Annotated in this window: 19 protein-coding genes; 4 read left to right on the forward strand and 15 right to left on the reverse strand. The window is 57.5% G+C overall.

All coding sequences use genetic code 11. The features are described 5' to 3' along the window. The 6 genes from ABIC76_RS17565 to ABIC76_RS17590 form a co-directional block, all read right to left on the reverse strand. Positions 1–1943, reverse strand: a 1943-nt coding sequence (locus tag ABIC76_RS17565; protein ID WP_354534736.1) for a response regulator, incomplete at its 3' end; no start/stop codon positions are given. 125 nt (positions 1944–2068) lie between these two features. Next, the gene (locus tag ABIC76_RS17570; RefSeq protein ID WP_354534737.1) at positions 2069–3280 is read right to left on the reverse strand and encodes a hypothetical protein; all 1212 of its coding nucleotides are present in this window, start codon (positions 3278–3280) and stop codon (positions 2069–2071) included. A 235-nt stretch (positions 3281–3515) separates the two neighbouring features. Then, a complete protein-coding gene (locus ABIC76_RS17575; protein WP_354534738.1) occupies positions 3516–3713 on the reverse strand; it encodes a hypothetical protein in 198 nt (65 codons plus the stop codon). A 526-nt stretch (positions 3714–4239) separates the two neighbouring features. Then, positions 4240–4992: a tetratricopeptide repeat protein gene (locus tag ABIC76_RS17580; RefSeq protein WP_354534739.1), complete on the reverse strand. Its 753-nt coding sequence runs from the start codon at positions 4990–4992 to the stop codon at positions 4240–4242. Between the two features lie 16 nt (positions 4993–5008). Beyond that, the gene (locus ABIC76_RS17585; protein ID WP_354534740.1) at positions 5009–5452 is read right to left on the reverse strand and encodes a hypothetical protein; all 444 of its coding nucleotides are present in this window, start codon (positions 5450–5452) and stop codon (positions 5009–5011) included. 330 nt (positions 5453–5782) lie between these two features. Further along, positions 5783–6169, reverse strand: a complete 387-nt coding sequence (locus ABIC76_RS17590; protein WP_354534741.1) for a hypothetical protein — start codon at positions 6167–6169, stop codon at positions 5783–5785. A gap of 510 nt (positions 6170–6679) precedes the next feature. Between ABIC76_RS17590 and ABIC76_RS17595 the strand changes: the two genes are divergently transcribed. Then, positions 6680–6922: a hypothetical protein gene (locus tag ABIC76_RS17595; protein WP_354534742.1), complete on the forward strand. Its 243-nt coding sequence runs from the start codon at positions 6680–6682 to the stop codon at positions 6920–6922. 245 nt (positions 6923–7167) lie between these two features. Here the strand turns inward: ABIC76_RS17595 and ABIC76_RS17600 are convergent, their stop codons facing one another. Together ABIC76_RS17600 and ABIC76_RS17605 are read right to left on the reverse strand one after the other, a co-directional pair. Then, positions 7168–8391, reverse strand: a complete 1224-nt coding sequence (locus ABIC76_RS17600; RefSeq protein ID WP_354534743.1) for a porin — start codon at positions 8389–8391, stop codon at positions 7168–7170. A 973-nt stretch (positions 8392–9364) separates the two neighbouring features. Further along, positions 9365–9979 carry a response regulator gene (locus ABIC76_RS17605; protein WP_354534744.1) on the reverse strand — a complete coding sequence of 205 codons (615 nt, stop codon included), beginning with the start codon at positions 9977–9979 and terminating at the stop codon, positions 9365–9367. Positions 9980–10198: 219 nt separating this feature from the next. On the opposite strand from ABIC76_RS17605, the gene ABIC76_RS17610 reads away from it, so the two are divergent. Further along, on the forward strand, positions 10199–10522 hold the full coding sequence (locus tag ABIC76_RS17610) for a type 2 periplasmic-binding domain-containing protein (RefSeq protein ID WP_354534745.1): 324 nt from the start codon (positions 10199–10201) through the stop codon (positions 10520–10522). A gap of 11 nt (positions 10523–10533) precedes the next feature. Here ABIC76_RS17610 and ABIC76_RS17615 read toward each other — a convergent pair whose 3' ends face one another. Next, entirely contained in the window at positions 10534–11520 is a 987-nt protein-coding gene (locus ABIC76_RS17615; RefSeq protein ID WP_354534746.1) for a hypothetical protein, read from the reverse strand. A 173-nt stretch (positions 11521–11693) separates the two neighbouring features. On the opposite strand from ABIC76_RS17615, the gene ABIC76_RS17620 reads away from it, so the two are divergent. Then, entirely contained in the window at positions 11694–12287 is a 594-nt protein-coding gene (locus ABIC76_RS17620; RefSeq protein ID WP_354534747.1) for a 2OG-Fe(II) oxygenase, read from the forward strand. A gap of 61 nt (positions 12288–12348) precedes the next feature. Here the strand turns inward: ABIC76_RS17620 and ABIC76_RS17625 are convergent, their stop codons facing one another. From ABIC76_RS17625 to ABIC76_RS17645, 5 genes are all read right to left on the reverse strand, one after another. Beyond that, positions 12349–12540: a hypothetical protein gene (locus ABIC76_RS17625; protein ID WP_354534748.1), complete on the reverse strand. Its 192-nt coding sequence runs from the start codon at positions 12538–12540 to the stop codon at positions 12349–12351. Positions 12541–12553: 13 nt separating this feature from the next. Then, positions 12554–14797, reverse strand: coding sequence for a YcaO-like family protein (locus ABIC76_RS17630; RefSeq protein WP_354534749.1), 2244 nt, complete (start codon positions 14795–14797; stop codon positions 12554–12556). A 64-nt stretch (positions 14798–14861) separates the two neighbouring features. Continuing rightward, positions 14862–15329, reverse strand: a complete 468-nt coding sequence (locus tag ABIC76_RS17635) for a DUF2846 domain-containing protein (RefSeq protein WP_354534750.1) — start codon at positions 15327–15329, stop codon at positions 14862–14864. Further along, positions 15329–15718: a hypothetical protein gene (locus ABIC76_RS17640; protein ID WP_354534751.1), complete on the reverse strand. Its 390-nt coding sequence runs from the start codon at positions 15716–15718 to the stop codon at positions 15329–15331. Before ABIC76_RS17640 ends, ABIC76_RS17635 begins: the two co-directional genes overlap by 1 nt. 692 nt (positions 15719–16410) lie before the next feature. Continuing rightward, positions 16411–17064: a hypothetical protein gene (locus ABIC76_RS17645; RefSeq protein ID WP_354534752.1), complete on the reverse strand. Its 654-nt coding sequence runs from the start codon at positions 17062–17064 to the stop codon at positions 16411–16413. A gap of 179 nt (positions 17065–17243) precedes the next feature. On the opposite strand from ABIC76_RS17645, the gene ABIC76_RS17650 reads away from it, so the two are divergent. Continuing rightward, positions 17244–17390, forward strand: coding sequence for a hypothetical protein (locus ABIC76_RS17650; protein WP_354534753.1), 147 nt, complete (start codon positions 17244–17246; stop codon positions 17388–17390). Between the two features lie 169 nt (positions 17391–17559). Here ABIC76_RS17650 and ABIC76_RS17655 read toward each other — a convergent pair whose 3' ends face one another. Next, complete coding sequence (locus ABIC76_RS17655; RefSeq protein WP_354534754.1) at positions 17560–17958, reverse strand: hypothetical protein; 399 nt, start codon at positions 17956–17958, stop codon at positions 17560–17562. Between the last annotated feature and the right edge of the window lie 8 nt (positions 17959–17966).

Consider the following 17966-nt stretch of genomic DNA (forward strand, 5'->3'; position numbering starts at 1 on the left):
CCGGAGTCGACGGGCTTGATGAGAAAATCATCCACGCCGGCGGTACGGGCGGACTCGAGGATCGCCTCGTGGGTATGGCCGGTGAGCGCGACAATAGGCACGCTTTGGTACATCGACGATTGCGCACGAATGGTGCGCGCGGCTTCCACGCCATCCATGCCCGGCATGTTGATATCCAGCACACAAACATCGCAGGGCGCGCCGCTCGCAAGGTAGTCCAGCACGGCCCGTCCGTGCGCGACGTCGACGACCTGCATGCGATGCTTCTGCAGCAACGTGCGCACGATGGCCCGCCCGTAGAGATCATCGTCGGCGAGCAGCACGGTCTTGCCCGCCAGCATCGCTGTTTCGCACCCGGTCAGGAGGGATGACTCAAGTGCGTGCTGCAGAATCTGGACCATTTCCCAGCGGCTGTACATCTTGCTCACGAAGCCCGCCATGCCAACCTTGGCAACCTTGAGCTTGGCGATGTGCGGCGGTTCGTTCGTGTACGCGACGATCGGCACCGATTCGTAGCCGGGCACTTCGCCGCTGCGGATCTTCTCGGTGGTCGCGTAGCCATCGAGCACCGGCATGCTCAGATCCATGAGGATCAAGTCATAGTGATGCTGCCGCATCATCTGCAGCGCTTGCAAACCGCTCTCGGCATGATGGAAGTGCACGGGCAAGCCATTCAGCTTTTGGCGCAGCAGGTAACGCTCAGCCTGGGTGTCATCGACCAACAGAATGCGCTTGTCAACGAAGGCGGACATCGCTTGCTGCCAGATGGCTTGATAATGCGAGTCGAGTTCGCTTTGCGACACGGGCGGAAAAAGCAAGGTGAATTCAGTGAACTTGCCGACTTCGGAGCGACAGCTGATCGTTCCACCAAAGGCGTACATCGCACGCTGACAATACGCCAGTCCGAGCCCGGTTCCAGCCGAGTTTCCTACGGTACGGAAGGGCTCGAACAAATACGGCAGCATGTCGGGAGATATGCCGGGGCCCGTATCGCGTACGACAACGGTATGACGGTCAACCGTCAACGTGAGCGTGGCGCCAGGGCGCGCAGCCATGTGGCACAGCGCATTCTTGATCAGGTTGAAGAGCGTAAAGAGGTAGACCGTCTCGTCGACCTTGAAGGTGAAGTCTTCGACCACGTGAAGCTTCACTTTACGGCGCTCGTTCTCGTCGGCGAAACCGTATTCGTCCAGTGCCTTGCGGGTAGTATCGGCCGCGCCAAGATAGGTGAGACGGTCGGGTCGGATGGGCTTCGCACTGACTTCGTCGAGCGTCATCGTGATGATGCGCAGCCCACGCTCGATGGACAGTTGACCCTGTGCGAGATGACGGTAGAGCGATGCCGCATTCGTTTGCGACAGCACCAACGGACGGTCACCGTCACTCGACACAGGGAGCGCTTCCTCCATACCGTCGAGCACATGTCTCAGTTGGCTCAAAGGATTGCGCATTTCGTGGGCAATCGAGCCTGCGAGGGCTTTTAACGCTCGGTTCCTTTCGACTGAGGTACGCCCCTTACTGATGGCATAACTGAACGCCATGCTGCACAGGGTGACGACAGGCAACAACGCGATGTTTGACAGATCCGTCGCACTCAAAACAATCGAGATCGGGGACGTAAGCACGGCTACCGTTGCGCTGGAAACCATGCCCACACCTATGCAGACCATCAACAAAGGGGGGCAGTCGATACACAAGGCCAGGATGAAGATCATCATGACTTCCGTCATCATCCACATCGTGGAGAACCCATTGCGGATCGTCAGGAACGTACAGACAAACGGCAGTACGTAGACCAGACAACAATGCCAGTAGATGAGCAGAGCACTGCCCAACCGCTTTGGCCAGCGCGCTTGAAAGATTAAAGGAATGCAAACAAGCGCCGCGCTCAGTCGGAGAAGCAGATTGTCGTACGGCTGCGGCAGGACATAGGTCCAGACCACGTAGTAGATGGGGTGACATAGGAGGCCCAGTATGCCTCCCCATCGAATTACAAGCCGACTTCGTTCCAGCATGTCCCGCATGCTTTCGCGCGGCATCTGCATCTGGCCCCCCCCCAATGACGTTATTACAGTGCGATCAACTCGGATTGCATATCGCGTTGGACATCCAACTCGATAGGCGAACCGTTCTTCCCATGCAGCGGTCCGACCGAGAATCCGTGCTTCTTCAACAAACTATGCGTGTAGGAAACCGACCACACGGGCGGACTGCCAATAATGAAATCAGAAGCGATGCCCTCCTGCCACGCTGAGTAACCCTCGGCAAAACACGTGTAGCAATCGCGATTGCTCGGCAGTCTGAAAGGAAACGCCGTATTCAGTTCTGCCGGACCGCGCGCGAAGCACTCGATATAGAGCGTCTGACCGCGCGAGGCGAGTTCCGCTTCGACGCTGGCTGCTCGCGGGTGCGAGTCGTCAATCCAGAACTGCGCTCGCTTGAGATCAGAAGCCGTCAGGTACGGAACACTGGTGCTGCTGGCAAGGATGGCGCCATCGAACTGCGGCAGGGGTGTATCCGGACTGAAGGTGTGAACGGATATCTTGATGCGCCCCAAAAGATCGGATGCCAGCAACTCCCTCGCCTGTTCCTGCAACAAGCTCAGCTTGTCCGGCAAGTCGATCAATACCAACTCCTTCGGTGCGTCTTTGTAGGCCACATATTTTGCGACCGTGACTCCGAGCCGCCCTGCAGCACCGAACAGCGCGAGCTTCGTGTTGCCAAACTCAAGGCCCACTTCATTGCAGCAGTGGATGGCCCAGTCCTTGAGCATCGCAGCGGTCGCCGCGTGCCCCGTGGTGATGAGCGGTGGCTTGGTCGGGCGTGCAAGCGTCCCGTAGTTGCACGCGTACGGTGTTGATGCACCCATCGCCACCATGTTCAGTCCGGCCTGCCTAGCCAGTTCCAAGGCCGGGAAGAACTGTGTCTCTCGGAATCGTTTAATACCACGTGGGCTCCCTAACCAAAGTTCCAGCGGAACAGGACATGCAATGTTGGCCCCGATGATTTGCGAGCCCGAATAAATCGGGGAAGCGATAAAGGGAGGTGTTCTCCAAAGCTCTTCCTCGAAAGAGGCTGTTCTCTGTTTGACGTTGTGAAACGAGAAGGACAACGTATTCCAGTCGGTGGCATGAAAGAGGAAACCAACACCGCCCTGGCCCCTTGGGAGACTGTCCCTAATTTCTTCCGGCTGAATTGTGTGTTTCAGCAAGAGCGGTGCATGGTCCCCGCACAGCTGCGCATGATTTTCAGTTGGCCCTTCGCTATGGATAAACGCCATGATCTATTTCCCTTTAGGTTGAAGTCGCGCCGGATACTCGGCGCTGCGTCACGGGTCGGAATTGACTCGCGATCGTTCAACTCTAGGGAAATCAGTGCATGACTCACAAGCTTTGAAGGAGCCACCACCTACTCACCGTATCCAACAACCACAGAAGCGGGTGTATCAACTTACGAATGCGTTTGCCACTTAGCTAGCTTGAGGCTGCGTTTCGCAATGACATGGGACGTCGCGCTTAAACGCGTCGCGTTGCCATTGCCAATTGCCAGTGCCGCAGCGCGCCGTTGTGATCGAAGCGCAAATCACCTCGCTCACGGATACGTTGTAAGCCAGAACCTTGGCTCTGCATCAGCACGCTAAACAGTGGCTCACCGATCGGACTATTGGTGATCCGGATGGCTCGGCGCGTGGCAAGTGCGCGCAGCATCGTCATGCTGCGCTTGGTGCTACAGCCCAATTGTCGTGCGACCTGAGTAGCGTTGTAACAGTTCAACGGATTGCACGTGAGCAACGCCAGCACCATCGTTTCGGTCACTCCTGACGGGCACGTTGCGAACCCGCACTAGTTTTGCGGGTCGCCGTCTTCGCGCGTGTATTGGATGTCGGTGCGTTCATGCAACTCTGCTTCCATTGAAGACGTCAGGCGGCGTTTGACCTCTATCGGCACCTGCGCAGTGGCTTCCTCGGGCGAGCCACGGCGACCACGGTGCAACCCACGTAGGAACATGTCTGCACGCCCTGTTGATATTTTCTTCTCGGTTTCATGCCTATTGTGTGATCTTGGCGCTCTTGAGCAAGGTACCCACCACGGCCACCGGATACGCTTTACCAGCTTTGGTCTGGGCATTTAGTTCCCATCTCAATGCTTCGCGCCTCTCGGCGGTAAGTCACGGCATGAAGATTCACGCAGAGACATTAGCGCCTGTCGCAGGGGACCATCTACGAGCACATGACTTCAGCTAGCGCGCCGTCTTGAACTGGACTTGCCCATGACGGATAGCGTCAATGAGCTTGTCAACGCTTGCATCGCCTGGTTTGCGACGCTTGTAGTCTTCAAGGCTTTTCAGCGCCTGTTCTTGATCCCCAAGGGCCAAATAGGTCATTCCGATCGCATAGGCAGCATCAACGACACCTACGGAGAGCGCTTTCTCAAGATACGGCAGCGCTTCCCTGCCCTTCCCCACGCCTGCCAGGAACGTTCCGTACCGGTAGTTGCCTTGCGGATCAGACGGTGTAGCCGCAAGCAAGCGCAAGAAAATCGCATTTGCCTTTTCGGCGGCTCCAGGAACGTCGAGATTGTGTCCCATGCTATTCACGTAGGCCGCCCGGGCAAGGAGCTGAGGGCTTGACGTTGGGCCATTCAACAGAATGTCGAGCATGCCTGACAGCGCCTTTACGTCTTGGGTTGCGCGCTGTTGATCCTGCGGTGTATCGAATTTCGGTGGATAGTTCTTCGCATGAACCGACAAATCATCAAGCATTTGCTCGAGATAGGCACCGTCAAAACCGAACGTCTTGCCCGCAGGCGTGTCCGAAACAATGAGCAGACGACTTGTATCGTAATGCCCATACTCAGCTGCACTGACGCTGGACTCAACAACAGCGACAAGGATGGCAAGAAATAGTCTTCGCATGATGAATCGTGGTGTGGAGGATGACGCGCCGCCGATAGTGCTGCGTTGTTCGGCGCCAGACGGCATGAGTTCAGGCATATGGAGCGGTACGCGCTCAGGGTGCCTCACACAGTAGATAGGCTTTCACAGCTGTTCTCCAGGCATTGGCAGCATCAAACGGATCGACCAACCCTCGATTCGGCAACGTGGCCCCGGACTGAGCCGCGAGCATTGCATCCATCCCGTGATCGATCATGTATTTCGGGTAGTAGGCCGGCGGGCCAAAGCTTTGCACCGAGATGCAGACCTTTTGCTTCTGCTGCGGGTCATTCATGACTGCCTTGAGATGCTTCTCAAATTCCTGTCGCTTGTCATTTGGCAAGGACCCGAGGGTGTACATGAGCATCACCTTGGGAGCCTGATGCGCTGAACGATCTACCACCCGAAGTCCATCAAAGTAGCCATAGGCGCCACTCAACATGAAGGCAAGCGCGGCGTTGTCCATCTGGTTCAGACTCACGCACGCTGCGAGCACCCGGTCGAGTTGGATCGGCGTCATGTCATTACGTAAGTGGGCCAGCGCCAAGCACTCCGGGGCGGCAGGCGTCTGGGCGACAGATGGCACGGTCGTTGAGGCTCCCCCGGCGGAACTGAGCCCGACCGCATCCGCCGCAAAACCCGCACCGTGAAGCGCTGCCAATCCAAGGCCAGCAACCACACAAAAAAAACCGGGCAAAGATGTTCATTTGAGTTCGATGTCCTTCAATTGATGAAGTGCTTGCCACTGGTTCCGCGCTCATGGTTGGAAACGTATTGCCTTGTGTCTTTCGATGCATTGTTCATTGCCTGTTGCTGGAGCTTTAGCGTGCCGAGTATTACGCTCAGTACGTCAGTTAATCGAGGCTAGCAACACCGTGCGCAGTTCATGCTCACGGAAACTCTTTAGCCATGCCGCCGACAATTCAGGCCACGGCTCGCATTCGAAGAACACGGGGGACTGCTGCGCATACCAGCGTTCGGCAAGCGGCGTGTCCATGTGGCCAGAGGCATTGCGGATCGCACGCAAGTGCGCGAGTGGATAGTCCACCGCCACCACATAGTCGGGCGAGACACCAACGCCATATAGGCGTCCGTGCACCCACGCGCAGGTTCCATGGGGTAGCACACGGCGTACATCGGTACGTATCCACTGCTTGAGCGCATCGACGTCATTGATGCGGGCTGCGTTCTCCTTGCACACCTTCAACGCAGCGTGAGAATCCTTGCTGATTTCCAAGAGGGCACTCTCACTAAACGAGACGATCCAATTTTTTGTAACTTCTTCTTGGGTCCCGAGCGTAAGGCAGCCAAAGCGCAGTGAATGTTAATCACTGTATCAATTGACGGATCGCAACAGTGAATTAAATCCGGATCAGATATTAAATATATTTAATTGTTGAGAGATTGAAAATTTTCTGAAAACAGCAGGGCAGCATGCAACTTCCTGCACGCTCGCTAAAATCAGGCAAACACCGTCTGGTCTATTTGGGAACTGGGCCAGCGTCTTTGCTCTGAACGCTGGCCGAATTTGAATGTGTCTAACTGGGTCCATGGCGCCTGGCATCCGCGCCACATGCCATGCACATTCTTTTTGTGACAGGCAGGCTCACGCCGACCTTCTTTCGCCCAAGATCAAGACTTAGGCACGAAAGTGTGTCGCTGCATGCGTGCGCGCCAGCTAGACTGGCCTTCGCTCGTCACCTTCTCGAGCAATCGAGACAAATGCACGTTCCCCCCCAAGAACCACATGGACACCATTCAACCCCAGGGATTGCTGGTCGCAGCGTGTTTGATCGGATGCACGGTCTTTGCAGTGACGCTCTGCATCAAAGTCCTGCCAGATCCTTCGGAAGACCTATCAGCGCTTGAGCAGGTGCATGTTATGCGCGACAACACCTTTGTAGTGGTCTGGGTGGTGCTAGCCGGTACCAGCATCATTGTGGGGCACGTGATCGGATACTACGTTCTGGGTCCGAGTATTCGGTGCTGATCGCACAGTCAGCGGCGTGCCCGGCGGGTAGCACCCAACACGTCCTCAAGCACTTGCGATAGACGGCTGGGATTTCAGTTCGCATACATTCGCGCAGGTAGGCGACGACGTTGCCGTCCGCAGGTCGACGAAGGCCCCTTCCAGCGCAAGTTGATGTGAGCCCATAGCACATCAAAGAAGCCTGCGCGGCAAAAAAAAAACGCGAGCACAGGCTCGCGTTTTTTTGTCCAACTTTCGCCGCTGATTTAGAACTTGTGGCGAACCCCCACCACCGCACCGAACTGGTTGGAGCTTCCATTGGTCACATTGGAGAACACCTGCTGGCCGCCGCTCGTCAGCGTATAAGGCGTACCTGCGATCCCATAGTTGCTGTCGTTCAGACCGGCCACACCCAGGCCCGACCCGCTGCTGTTCTTCGCGTACGCCAAATTCAAATATGCGTCGGTACGCTTGGACAGTGCATAGTCAGCCGACACCACAAAGAGCCACGGATTGCCCATGCTCTGGGCTTGGGGAGGCAGAACACCCGTATTCATGGCCACAGCATTCTTGAACTGCTGATAGTACGCCGCGCCAGTCAGGCTGAGCGCCGGCGTTGCCTGGTAGGCAACGCCCAACCAGTACAGGTTCGAACGCACGTTGCCAGCGTCAATATTGGCGACGGTCGGGAAGTTTGCCTTGTACCAACGATAGCCACCGAACAGCTTTGCAGGGCCAACGGCATACGAAGCACCAATGGTTGCCCGTTGTTCCTTGCGCTCGGCTGCAGCGGCCGAGTTGGCAAAAATCTGCGCGCCGGTCAGCGTGGTGGGGTTCGGTGCGTTGTAGTACCCGTTGGTTTGGTCATACACGGCGCCCACTGCGAGCGGGCCAGCGGCGTAGCCCACACCGGCGCTCCATTCACGGCCAAGCTTGTTCACGCCAGCCATCTCATTGCCGTTGTAGTTCAGGGCGTAGAGGCCAGAAACCGACACCCCGTTGAACGCACCAACGTACTTGAGCGAGTTGTCAGCGCGGCCCGAACCGATGAAGTTGTCTTGCGAACCCAGCGAGTAACGACCGGCGATACCCATCGGGTCGAAGTTCGTGCCGAAGTCATACAGCAGGTTCTGCTGGCGACCCAAGGTCAATTGTCCCCACTGGCCTTGCAGACCAACGAAGGCGTTACGGCCGAACAGGCGTCCACCCTGCGCGGACGTTCCCGTGTCAAGATTGAAGCCGCTTTCAAGGTTGAAGATGCCTTTCAGACCGGAGCCTAGATCTTCGACACCTCGCAGGCCCCAACGCGATCCGGACAGGTTGCCCGACTGCATTGCAACGCGAGAGTGTCCATTGCCGTCGGCACCAGGAACCTTGTTCACCCATTCAACACCGACGTCCGCAACACCGTAAAGGGTCACACTCGATTGCGCAAAGGCGCCGGTCGACATCAGGGCCGCTGCGGCCGCCGCAAACATCTTGATCTTCATATCGATTCCCAAAGAAATTAAATTAGGCCACGCCTTAACGTGGCGAGGAAATTATGAGATGACGAATTCGTCCAATCCAAGACCAAGCCGAATGATGTTGCAAATTAGATACTGCAACCCCAGGCAGAAAAATCCCAATATGTTTCAGCAACTTAACAATGACCTACGTACTTTGTAGGGCAAAATTTCAAATAAATAAGGCAACCAATCGCAATTCGTCCGTCTTTTTATCCTCGAAATAAGCCGGTTGCTTTTTTAAAATAAATCCTATTTCATAATCGATTTGGAATATCATTCCACCTTGAAGCAAGGCATATCTATGCTTCATATCGACCTTAAGGGGCCGTAATTTCTACGGCCCCTCTTCTTTGGGATCGGAGCGATGGCTTACGGAATGGGCCTTGGACCTGTTCGATGGGCCTATCTGTAATTTCGTGTTCAAGGCGTAACGTGCTTCTGGGAACCTTAGCCTTGCACAGCGGAAGCCGAGCGGGCGGACCTGCTAGCGACCCACGCTGAACTGCGTCGACTAATTCAGCAGCGGTCCGATGGCCACCGAAGACATCAATGCGGCGATGCTGGCCCTCAAGAAAGCGTTGATCAGCGGACGCTGGGCGTAAGCCGAACCACCACTCGGCCATCCTTCAGGTGCAGCCAAACCAGCCACCTTTACCGCGCAACGGCACGGGCGTCACCAGACGGCGTTGACGGAGAATGCTTCGATCGCATCGAGGTACCCGTGACCGCGGCGGCTTCGGGTCGCTCTGATTTCAAATACGAGCGACGCCTCAAAGCCGTTGGGTACAAGATCGTCGCCATATGTACCGCGGGGGCAACGGTGTGCGAGATCGGGGCTTCTGCTGGGGTAATACGCAACGGACGTCTCACCGGGTTCATCAGCTCGCTAACCGCGAGGCGATGGGCGAAGTACCGCTTAGCCGATACGGCCGCTCGGTCCCCATGTAACCTACATTCAGCCCTCTCCGGACATCTTTTTCAGAATCCGATTCTTGAATGTGGCTACGGTCTTCGGTGACACACCAAGACGCTGGGCGACCTCGACATTTCGACAGCCCTCGGCCAGCAACTGCTGAACACGCAGCTCACGTGCTGTTAGCTTTCCGCTCGCGCCCACCTTTCGCTTAGAAAACGTGATGCTAATGGAGCGACTTGGAAAGCCAACGTAGCCATTTCCGGCCAGGATCAACGCTGCGTTTAGTACCGAAATCGGTGCTGACTTATTGACGTACGCGTTTGCACCGGCATGAAATGCCAGGCGAGAGTCCTCGATTGAGTTGCCACCTGACGTCACCACGATGCCTATCGCATGTTGCGCGCGTACGCGGCGCACCAACTCCAGTCCATCCAGTCTTGTCAGATTGATATCGATAATCACGACATCTGGCTGCATTTGCCGGATACGTTCTAACCCGTCGACCCCATCCGTCGCGTCCCCGATTAGCCTCATATACGGTGAGTCGCAAAGCAATCGCTTTACGGAATCCAACACGATCGGATGCGAGTCAATAGCTACGACGGAAATGAATCGGCCGGAGGCTCCGACACCCCGTTCAGACACCTGTTCCATGAGTCCAACCTTATCTTAAGCGCCAAAACATGGATGATATGAATCTATTAAGTGGCTTGATCCGATCGAGTTTCCGCATACGCAGATTCAAGCCTGACGAATCAGATAAAGACGGTAGCATGGGCATTACAGGCAATTGTTAACGTTTCTCTCGCGTGCCCTTGTTAAGCAGAGCAATCGCACGAAGCCGCGTTAGCAAGCAAGAACTCAGAGAAAGTCGTGTGGCCGCTAGACGATGCACTGCTTGGTCGCTTCCTGCTATGGATCAAGCGCCTGGCGCCGGCGTTGCAACCGCATCTGACCGCATCGTCATCGTGGGAAGCCCATGCGGTTGCTATGCATGCCAATGAGCTGAATCTCGCATTCTCGCCCTTCTCCATCCAGAATTCCGAGATCCTGGAAGAGGTCTTGACCGACTCAGAGCGAGCACGGACCGAGGCACAAATTGGAAACGCAACTGACCAGTCGGTTATATTCGACTGGATTTCCGGCACTGCGAACCTTTTTCTTTTGCCCTCTTCGGACGGCACTCTTCAACTGTGATTTCTATGCCGTCAACTGTGCTCCGAAACACTTGGCCGGTGCATGGCAAATGTCTCGTCCAGCATTGCTCCATACACCTTTGGATGCACCATCGGATTGCTGTTCATCTCCAAGAGCGTCAACTGGTCCTGTCCGTCGAGCACCGCGTCCACGGTGAACAGCGTGTTCGCCCGCATCTCCTCCGGGATACCAAGGAGTAGCACTCGTCCGATGTGCTGCACTTGCGCAAGGACTTCAGGCGTCGCGCGCGACAGCGACTCCCGGTCCCGCAGGATGATGGGGTCATAAGCGGAAATGTGACGGAAGTCGAGTAGTACAGTCGCGTCTTTGGGCAGGATGGCGTCGGGTGACAATCCTTGCCAGCGCAACACGGCCACGCTGCCGCTGACATCGTGCGCACGATCAAAGCTCCCACGACGGGTGCCGGCAATCTCGCTCACCGTTCGACGGCCATCGCCATACAGCACGGGAGGTGCCAGCACTTCCATCGCATACGGCACGCCGCTCCAATACCAGATCTTGGTGCTGCGGCCGATCGCGTATGCCTCGAAATACTCGCCTTCAGCCAGCGTGCTGACCACCTCCTCATATTGGCCCGCCCGAAAGGGTCCTCGAATCCCGTGGCCAAACGAGCCGCGCGTGGGCTTGACGAGGAAATGTTCGCTTCGGCAGGGGCCATCGCGCCAGTGCAGCGGTGTTGTTAGGCCATGTTCCGCAGCATAGTGTTTGAACATCAGCTTCTCGGTGGACAACGGCCAGCGCTTGGTACGGTACGGCAACCACCCAACGAACCCGCACTCGTGATTGTGGTAACTGTCAATGTAGGCCGTCTGCCCATTGATGGTGGCCACGAAGCGTGGGCTCATCAGTAAATTCAGGCCTTCTTTCTTGATGCCCAGCGCGAACGTGTCGGGGAACAATACACAGGTGGCCTGGTTGGTTCTCGTCCAGGCGGTCACGACCTTGAGGTGTTCGAGAATCTGTGTGAAGAAAAACATGCGATTCGAGTTTGGTTGCGGAACAAGGCGGATCAAGCTGTCAGCACTTGCGCGCCATCATCTTGCAGTGCGATGGAGGGTTGCAGCAGCCAGCGCCGGCATTTAGTCTGTGAAGCGTGAACCTTGCCGACCATGTGGGGCGGCAATTCGAACCCAATCCTCCCTCTTGCTCCATGAACAGCCGTACGGTCGGTATCGAAGTCATTGACGACTTCTTCTCTGCGGAGCAACTCGCTGAATTGCTTGATGTGGTTCAGTGGTTGCCTGCGTACTACATCAATCGGCAGGCGCACGTCAAAGGCGCGCCCGATTACGACATTCACTGGAGCTATCCGCTGGTGCAGCGCGATGACTCGCTGGAAATCGATCGAGAACCGGAATTGCGCTCGCTCGATGAAACACTGCGACCCGTTGTGGATGTGTGGGACCGATTGCGAGCGCGACTGGGCCACTCACCGATGCTGTATGAGTGCATGGTGACAGCCAACCCCTATGGGCTGGAAGGCCGGCCGCACTTCGATTGCCCCGACCCGTACAAGCGGCCGAACCACGTGACAGTCCTGGTCTATTGCAATCGCGAGTGGGATCTAACCTGGGGCGGCGAGACGATGGTGTTCGATCACGAAAACGAAATTGCCCGCGCCGTGCTGCCTAGGCCCGGCCGTATCTCGATTCTGCGCGGTGACCCGTATCACGTGGCACGCGGGGTCTCGCGCTACTGCCTGGTCGATCGCCGGGTCCTGACCTATAAGGCCTGGCTGCGCTGACAGAGCGTGTTGCATCGAAGCAGGAAACGCGGTGCCGCGTTTCCTGCCCCGCTTCCTGAACTCAAGCGCTGCTGCCATCCGAGCCGCCGCCGCTGCCCAGCGGCGCACCCGGCTTGTGCGGCAAGCGTACACGGCGCACCACCGACCAAGGGTCGCTCTTGGCCTTAATCGTTGTACGCTGCTCGTTCTCCATCGGGGTGCTCTTGAAGCCTGCGCCCTGTACCGAAAAATCGATCTTGTTGGTTTCCTTCATGACATGCTCCTTGTTAAGGAAATGGGTGTGGGAACTTCGAACTCGGATGGATGTTGTCGACCATGCCCCTCGGCTCGAGTCCACGGCCGAATGAGATGGGAATCAGCCCAGGGATCAGGGCCTTGCACACACGAAGACTGGTGCGCCCCTGATCCATCGTGGGACGCAGCGGTGTGATATTGAAAAAGAGCGGCGAACGCCCTTCCTCGGCGAGCTTCTCGTACAGCGCCTCGATCGATACCGGTGTCGCCTGCACGACGCTCGCAAAATCCACCTCGCGCTGCGCGCGCAGCACGCCGTCTGCTCGCCGGAAATGCCTTTTCTGGCCGTACAGGTTGGCATGATCGATCGGTTGCAGCACGTCCTGCGGTTTGACCTTGACGTCGAAGCCATCGTTGAAATGCGCAAAAACCAGCGTTTCGGCTTCGCTGAGCGCAGAATCAACCGCTGCTGCGACATCCAGCGCGCAACCGCCGCCCACTGCCGTGAAGCCGCGCTCTTCATGCTGCGCCCATGCGAGCACACATGGCACGTAGGGGGAGTCCAGCCACAGGATGCCGGCCTGGCAACCGGCGTCGTGCAAGGCTGTCAGCCGTTGACCGATCGCCGCAGGCAAGGTTTCGGCGCGAATGGCGACACCGGGGCGTTGCGCGAACCAATGCCGCATGAAGGCATCGCGCTCGATGAGTTCGAGCGTCGCTCGGGCGCAAGCCTCATCCCAATCCGCGTGTGCAGCGCACCCCGAGGAAGTCGGGGCAGTGATCTTAGGACCTAATGGTCCTTCGTGTTGGATGTATTGGCGAGGGTGCACGAGATCGGAAACGACACGGACTCGCTGCCCCGTGGATTGCCGCACGCCGGTGACCCACGCATATGGCTGCTGCGGATCAAAGGCCGAAAATGGGAATCCGGAGGCGTTCAGCTGAGCCTTGCCGTAGCGTAGGAACGCCTCAGGTGCAATCGCATCGGCGACGGTGTCGATCTTGCCAAACTCAAGCGGGCTTGGCTCACGAAACCCCTGGCGCTCCACCGCTTCGGCAACTGACTTGACATAGGCGTTCCACGGGTCGGCATCGCGACCCCAGGTTGGCTCGTTGCCGTCGTTGCCCTCAATGCGCGCACGCGCCAGAAAATGCGGGATCGAGAAATGCTCCGAGCGCACCTCCGACCATCCGAACTCCAGCGAACGGCTTGTATCCAGCAAGGCGCGCTGACTTTCCGTTGCCGCGTTGCCGAACATGGCCGACCCGAGCACCACGTCGCCTTCGAGCCGGCACATCTGCTCGACCACCGATTCGTAGTAACCGCCAAAGGTCAGGAAACCCAGCCCCAACTTGGGGGCGACCAATCCCCCGTTGTGCAGCGCTGCTCCGGCTTCGCTGAAAAGATACTGCAGGGCCCGGTTGCGATAGCGCATGGAGCCAATCGTGGCGTCGCCCGCCATGAACACCGCGCCAGCCGCGAAGGTCAGGAACCATGGCTTGATGAATGCGCGAGGCAGCAGCGCGGCGTCCTCCGAAATAGCTTCGAAGTGAATCGTCTTGCGCGTCGGGAAAAGCACACGATAGACGCCGGGCGCCAGTGGCCCCGTTGGCCCTCGTAACACCACGAACAGTTTGAGCAGGTGCATGGCGCCGGCCGAGGCCACGGTACGGCGTGCGGCCAAGGCGCCCAGACGCTCGTGGTGTGTGGAAACCACGCCGCACATCGACCAGAGCATCGACTTGAGCGCTTCATATTCGACCTGCCCACCCGCAAACGTCTGGGCTGAATTGCGCGACTCGAACAACGCATCCAGGGGCGTATCGCCCACTGGCTCGAACACGCCGCTCTCGTCCCGGCGATCCGGGGAAAAGCGCCGCGCAATCATGCCGGTCGACGCCCATTCAGCTGATTTGCCGTACGGGTTGGTCTGGCGCGCGTAGCGCAGCGCCGTCTGGCAAAAGCGATTGGCGTCGATCAAGATACCTGCATCGAACAGGAACGCCATGAAGCGCTCCAGTTCATCACGGTTCTTGGCCACCGACGGTGAATCGAGGATTTCTATTTGAGTGCGCGTACCATCGCACAGTGCAGCGATTTGCCGAAACAAGCGGCGCTCGGCCTGCACGGTGATGTCGCCGTCGGCCAGATGCAATGACAGCCGGTCACCGTCCATTACGCACGGCCCAGCAAGCATCGGACTGACACGGTCCGGGTCGTCCAGGGCCGCTAGGATTTCGGCGGGCATCGCCGGCGAAAGCACATCTTGGGTCACACACACTTCCTTGCAAAAGTTCGGCCGGCCACCATTGGCCAGCCAGCCGCAAAGCGCTGCACCATCACTGGCGCTTGGCTGCCTTGCCACCATCCTGCGGCGGTGCGTAGCTCAGGCCTTCGATCTCTTTCTGTGCCGCCGCTGCATCCTCCAACGTGGGCACCACGCGGCCTACCAGCAGGCCCAACGACGGCGACGTTCGCACGTACTTCGTCTCACCCGCGTCCAGCGCCAAGCTCAGCGTCTTCTCCGTCTCAGTCGCCGTTGAAACCGTGTACCGGCCTGCCGGTTTGTCCACATAGAAGAAGCCGCCGGGCTTCGATTCGCCCACCTTCTCGCCGTTGAGTTTGATGTCCGGCTGCAGCGCCGCTCCTAACGGAGAACTTGAGCGGAAGAAATACACCCGGCCGTTCTGGGACGACAGCGTCGGAATCGAGCTAGCCATCTCCTTGTACGACGGGCCGCTGGCACAGCCCGCCAACGTCACCAAAGTGGCGGTACACAGCAGCAGCGATCGATATAGCTTGCGCATCAAGGTTCTCCAAAGGTGAGGGAAACAGGGTTATCGAGGGGCGAGAAGTGTTCCTCGCCCGGCAGGTAGAAGCCCACCAGGTTTGTGCCGGAAACCACCAGGTAAGCCTCGTGTACTTGGCGCCCTTCGATGGTGAAGATGCCGTCCACCGGGCGCAGCACTTCTCCCTGCACCAACGAGCCGGCCGGCCGCCAGTGCGAACCCGTCACCAGCTTGCGCTCGTAGCCGGAGGACAACCGCACTGTGACTTCTCGCTGCAGCACTTTCGCGGGTTGCATTGCGGTCGCTGGCGTGCTCAGGTGCGCGTCCTGCACCGGCATGGCTGGCGCACAGCCACCGAGGACAGTTCCACCTTGCAGCACCAGTGTCACCACAAGTGGTGTCGTCAAACGATCCAATCTTCTCATTCGCACGGCATTGCTCCGGGATTTGGCGCAGAAAAATTGCCTGGCTATCTGGGCACTTGGCACCCCAGAAACCGGCAGCCTTCGATGAACTTATCCATAGAACCGAGCAAAAGTTTAGGGCTGCATGCAAAAATAATTGTGTCGTCCCCGGTGGCCGGTCACCGCCTCTGCGGCCCCATGTTGATGATGAGCGGACAGCTCGTGCCTCGCCCCGAAGTCGAGGCCGCCCAGCTTGAACTGCAAACGAATGGCTATGCTGCCGTGCTGGCGCAGCGACGGTCGCTGGGAACTCTGCGTGAACACGCCAGAGGTAGGCGTGTTGTCACGGTAGCTGTAGCTGGGCGCGGAACCGTACAGCGAGCCATCCCACGCCTGCGTTGCGGGCGCGCTATTGGCTTGCGCCAAGCTGCTGCCTAGCGCATTCCTAAACGCATCAGGCCCTCGGCGAAGTCGTACCTATATCGCCCGAGACGCCTTAGTGGGCGCGGCTTTGCGGCGCGACGTACGATTCAGAATCAAGCTTTTTGGAGTTGATGGCCCCGATGTGCGGTTTTGGGACCACAGCGCCAGGGGCACGCCAAGTCAGGGGGATGCATCCAGGATTGGTGGCATCACGCCACCGTTTCACGCCAAGGTATTTCCGCATGGATGCCCGCATCAAGACTTGCTGCGTATTATTCCCGCCATTGCGTTTTGAGATTTTGGACAAGGTCGCGAACCACGACGTTGCAAGCCGTATCAAATCCCTTGCGAAGTAGTTCCGGGTCCGCCTGATAGGCGTCAAATCGATATGCCGGCACTGTGTTGGCGTCCGAGTGATTGCTCATGCTTCGCGTCTTGCTCCAAAGTACCGTTCCGTCGTTCCTGATCAAGTCCGCACGCACGGAAACCACTGGCTGAAGATCATGCCTGAAAGGTTGAGTCGTGAGGCCGTATCTTAGAACCGTCAACTTGAACTTGGCATCAGAAGCGCCGTCATCGCTCAAAGACAGCATCTTTGTCTCTGTCACACCCTCGGCAAACTTAACCAGCACCATCTCGGAAATAGAGATGTTTTTCTCCTCCATGGCCGCGGCGATCTGTCCTGCTGGCGTCTTGTTGATGGCAACCGCAGCGACGGCCCCGATCGCGCGCCCCAAGGAGCCTGCGATGATGTTGGTCTGATCACGGTAATCCAAACCAGACTCCGGCATCACGACTACCTTGTCTATGTTGGCCGTCTTCACGCGCGTGAGAAGACCTCTATCTGCCTTCCGGTCATTCATGCCGGAACAAGCCGACAACATAAATACTGCGCCCAACAGGAGAATGTGGATCGATCGCTTCATTGCTGTTGATCAGGTTAGACAGTTGCTTCACTCGAAACCAAAGGGCGACGACGTTCTTTTCTGACCAGGATCATGAACGATTCTGACAAGAACGCCTTGCATTCCAACACCGCCGTCCTGCGCGGCCTGCTCAACGTAGCGCATCTGCATCAGCCTGTCGCAAGCGTTGGGAGAACGTCTTGGCAGGGGGCATCGCCATCTTGATCTGCATGCGCGGCCAAGCGCGCAGCGGCTACAGGCGCAGCATCGAACTCGCGCAGGGCCTGCTCATCCGTCAGCCCGCCCTGCACGAAGTCCTGCGCCGTCTCATACAGGGTCTGGAGTAACCGGCTCGTCATGGTGCCTCACGCAACAACCACGTGCCTACGCCCCAGCAACCACGTAGCGGGCCACATTGGAGCCGCACATGCTGTAGCTGACACAAACGCTGACGCCTCAAAACCTGGATTCGCTAGTTTGGCGTTCATGCAAGACCTCTTGCCCCTGGGTTTCCAACTAAGACAAATCAGCGATCTTTCCTCTAATAAATGTATAAAAATTCTTAGCAACTGTATTTACCTGCATGTTGGTAGGATCGATCTCCACCACGCTCCAATCGCCCCCGGAAAATCCGGCATTAAATCCCTGAAAATCATCCCCAAACAGAAGGACATTTTCCAACCCGGCCGGCACGTAGCCATATATCTCGCCAGGCTCCACCAACCCATCATAAAGCATGTAAGCAGCATTCCCCAATTCACCGGAGCCAATCTCAACCAGGAACTCAATGAAGTCTCTCGGAGCTTTCGATGCCGAAAGTTTTACATAAGGATCTCCCACCACCGAAATGGGCACCAATTTATCAAATGGTGTTCCACTCCCCTTCGTCTTCAACAGATCATCGTAATAACCCATTTTCCATC

The sequence above is a fragment of the Ralstonia sp. 1138 genome, from assembly GCF_040544795.1.
Classification (GTDB): domain Bacteria; phylum Pseudomonadota; class Gammaproteobacteria; order Burkholderiales; family Burkholderiaceae; genus Ralstonia; species Ralstonia flatus.

Bases quoted from the DNA above. Each gene is read 5' to 3' on its own strand.
- ABIC76_RS17570 (WP_354534737.1), bottom strand. From the start codon at position 3,280: ATGGCGTTTATCCATAGCGAAGGGCCAACTGAAAATCATGCGCAGCTG.
- ABIC76_RS17575 (WP_354534738.1), bottom strand. From the start codon at position 3,713: ATGACGATGCTGCGCGCACTTGCCACGCGCCGAGCCATCCGGATCACC.
- ABIC76_RS17580 (WP_354534739.1), bottom strand. From the start codon at position 4,992: ATGCCTGAACTCATGCCGTCTGGCGCCGAACAACGCAGCACTATCGGC.
- ABIC76_RS17585 (WP_354534740.1), bottom strand. From the start codon at position 5,452: ATGACGCCGATCCAACTCGACCGGGTGCTCGCAGCGTGCGTGAGTCTG.
- ABIC76_RS17595 (WP_354534742.1), top strand. From the start codon at position 6,680: ATGGACACCATTCAACCCCAGGGATTGCTGGTCGCAGCGTGTTTGATC.
- ABIC76_RS17600 (WP_354534743.1), bottom strand. From the start codon at position 8,391: ATGAAGATCAAGATGTTTGCGGCGGCCGCAGCGGCCCTGATGTCGACC.
- ABIC76_RS17605 (WP_354534744.1), bottom strand. From the start codon at position 9,979: ATGGAACAGGTGTCTGAACGGGGTGTCGGAGCCTCCGGCCGATTCATT.
- ABIC76_RS17615 (WP_354534746.1), bottom strand. From the start codon at position 11,520: ATGTTTTTCTTCACACAGATTCTCGAACACCTCAAGGTCGTGACCGCC.
- ABIC76_RS17620 (WP_354534747.1), top strand. From the start codon at position 11,694: ATGAACAGCCGTACGGTCGGTATCGAAGTCATTGACGACTTCTTCTCT.
- ABIC76_RS17625 (WP_354534748.1), bottom strand. From the start codon at position 12,540: ATGAAGGAAACCAACAAGATCGATTTTTCGGTACAGGGCGCAGGCTTC.
- ABIC76_RS17635 (WP_354534750.1), bottom strand. From the start codon at position 15,329: ATGCGCAAGCTATATCGATCGCTGCTGCTGTGTACCGCCACTTTGGTG.
- ABIC76_RS17645 (WP_354534752.1), bottom strand. From the start codon at position 17,064: ATGAAGCGATCGATCCACATTCTCCTGTTGGGCGCAGTATTTATGTTG.
- ABIC76_RS17655 (WP_354534754.1), bottom strand. From the start codon at position 17,958: ATGGGTTATTACGATGATCTGTTGAAGACGAAGGGGAGTGGAACACCA.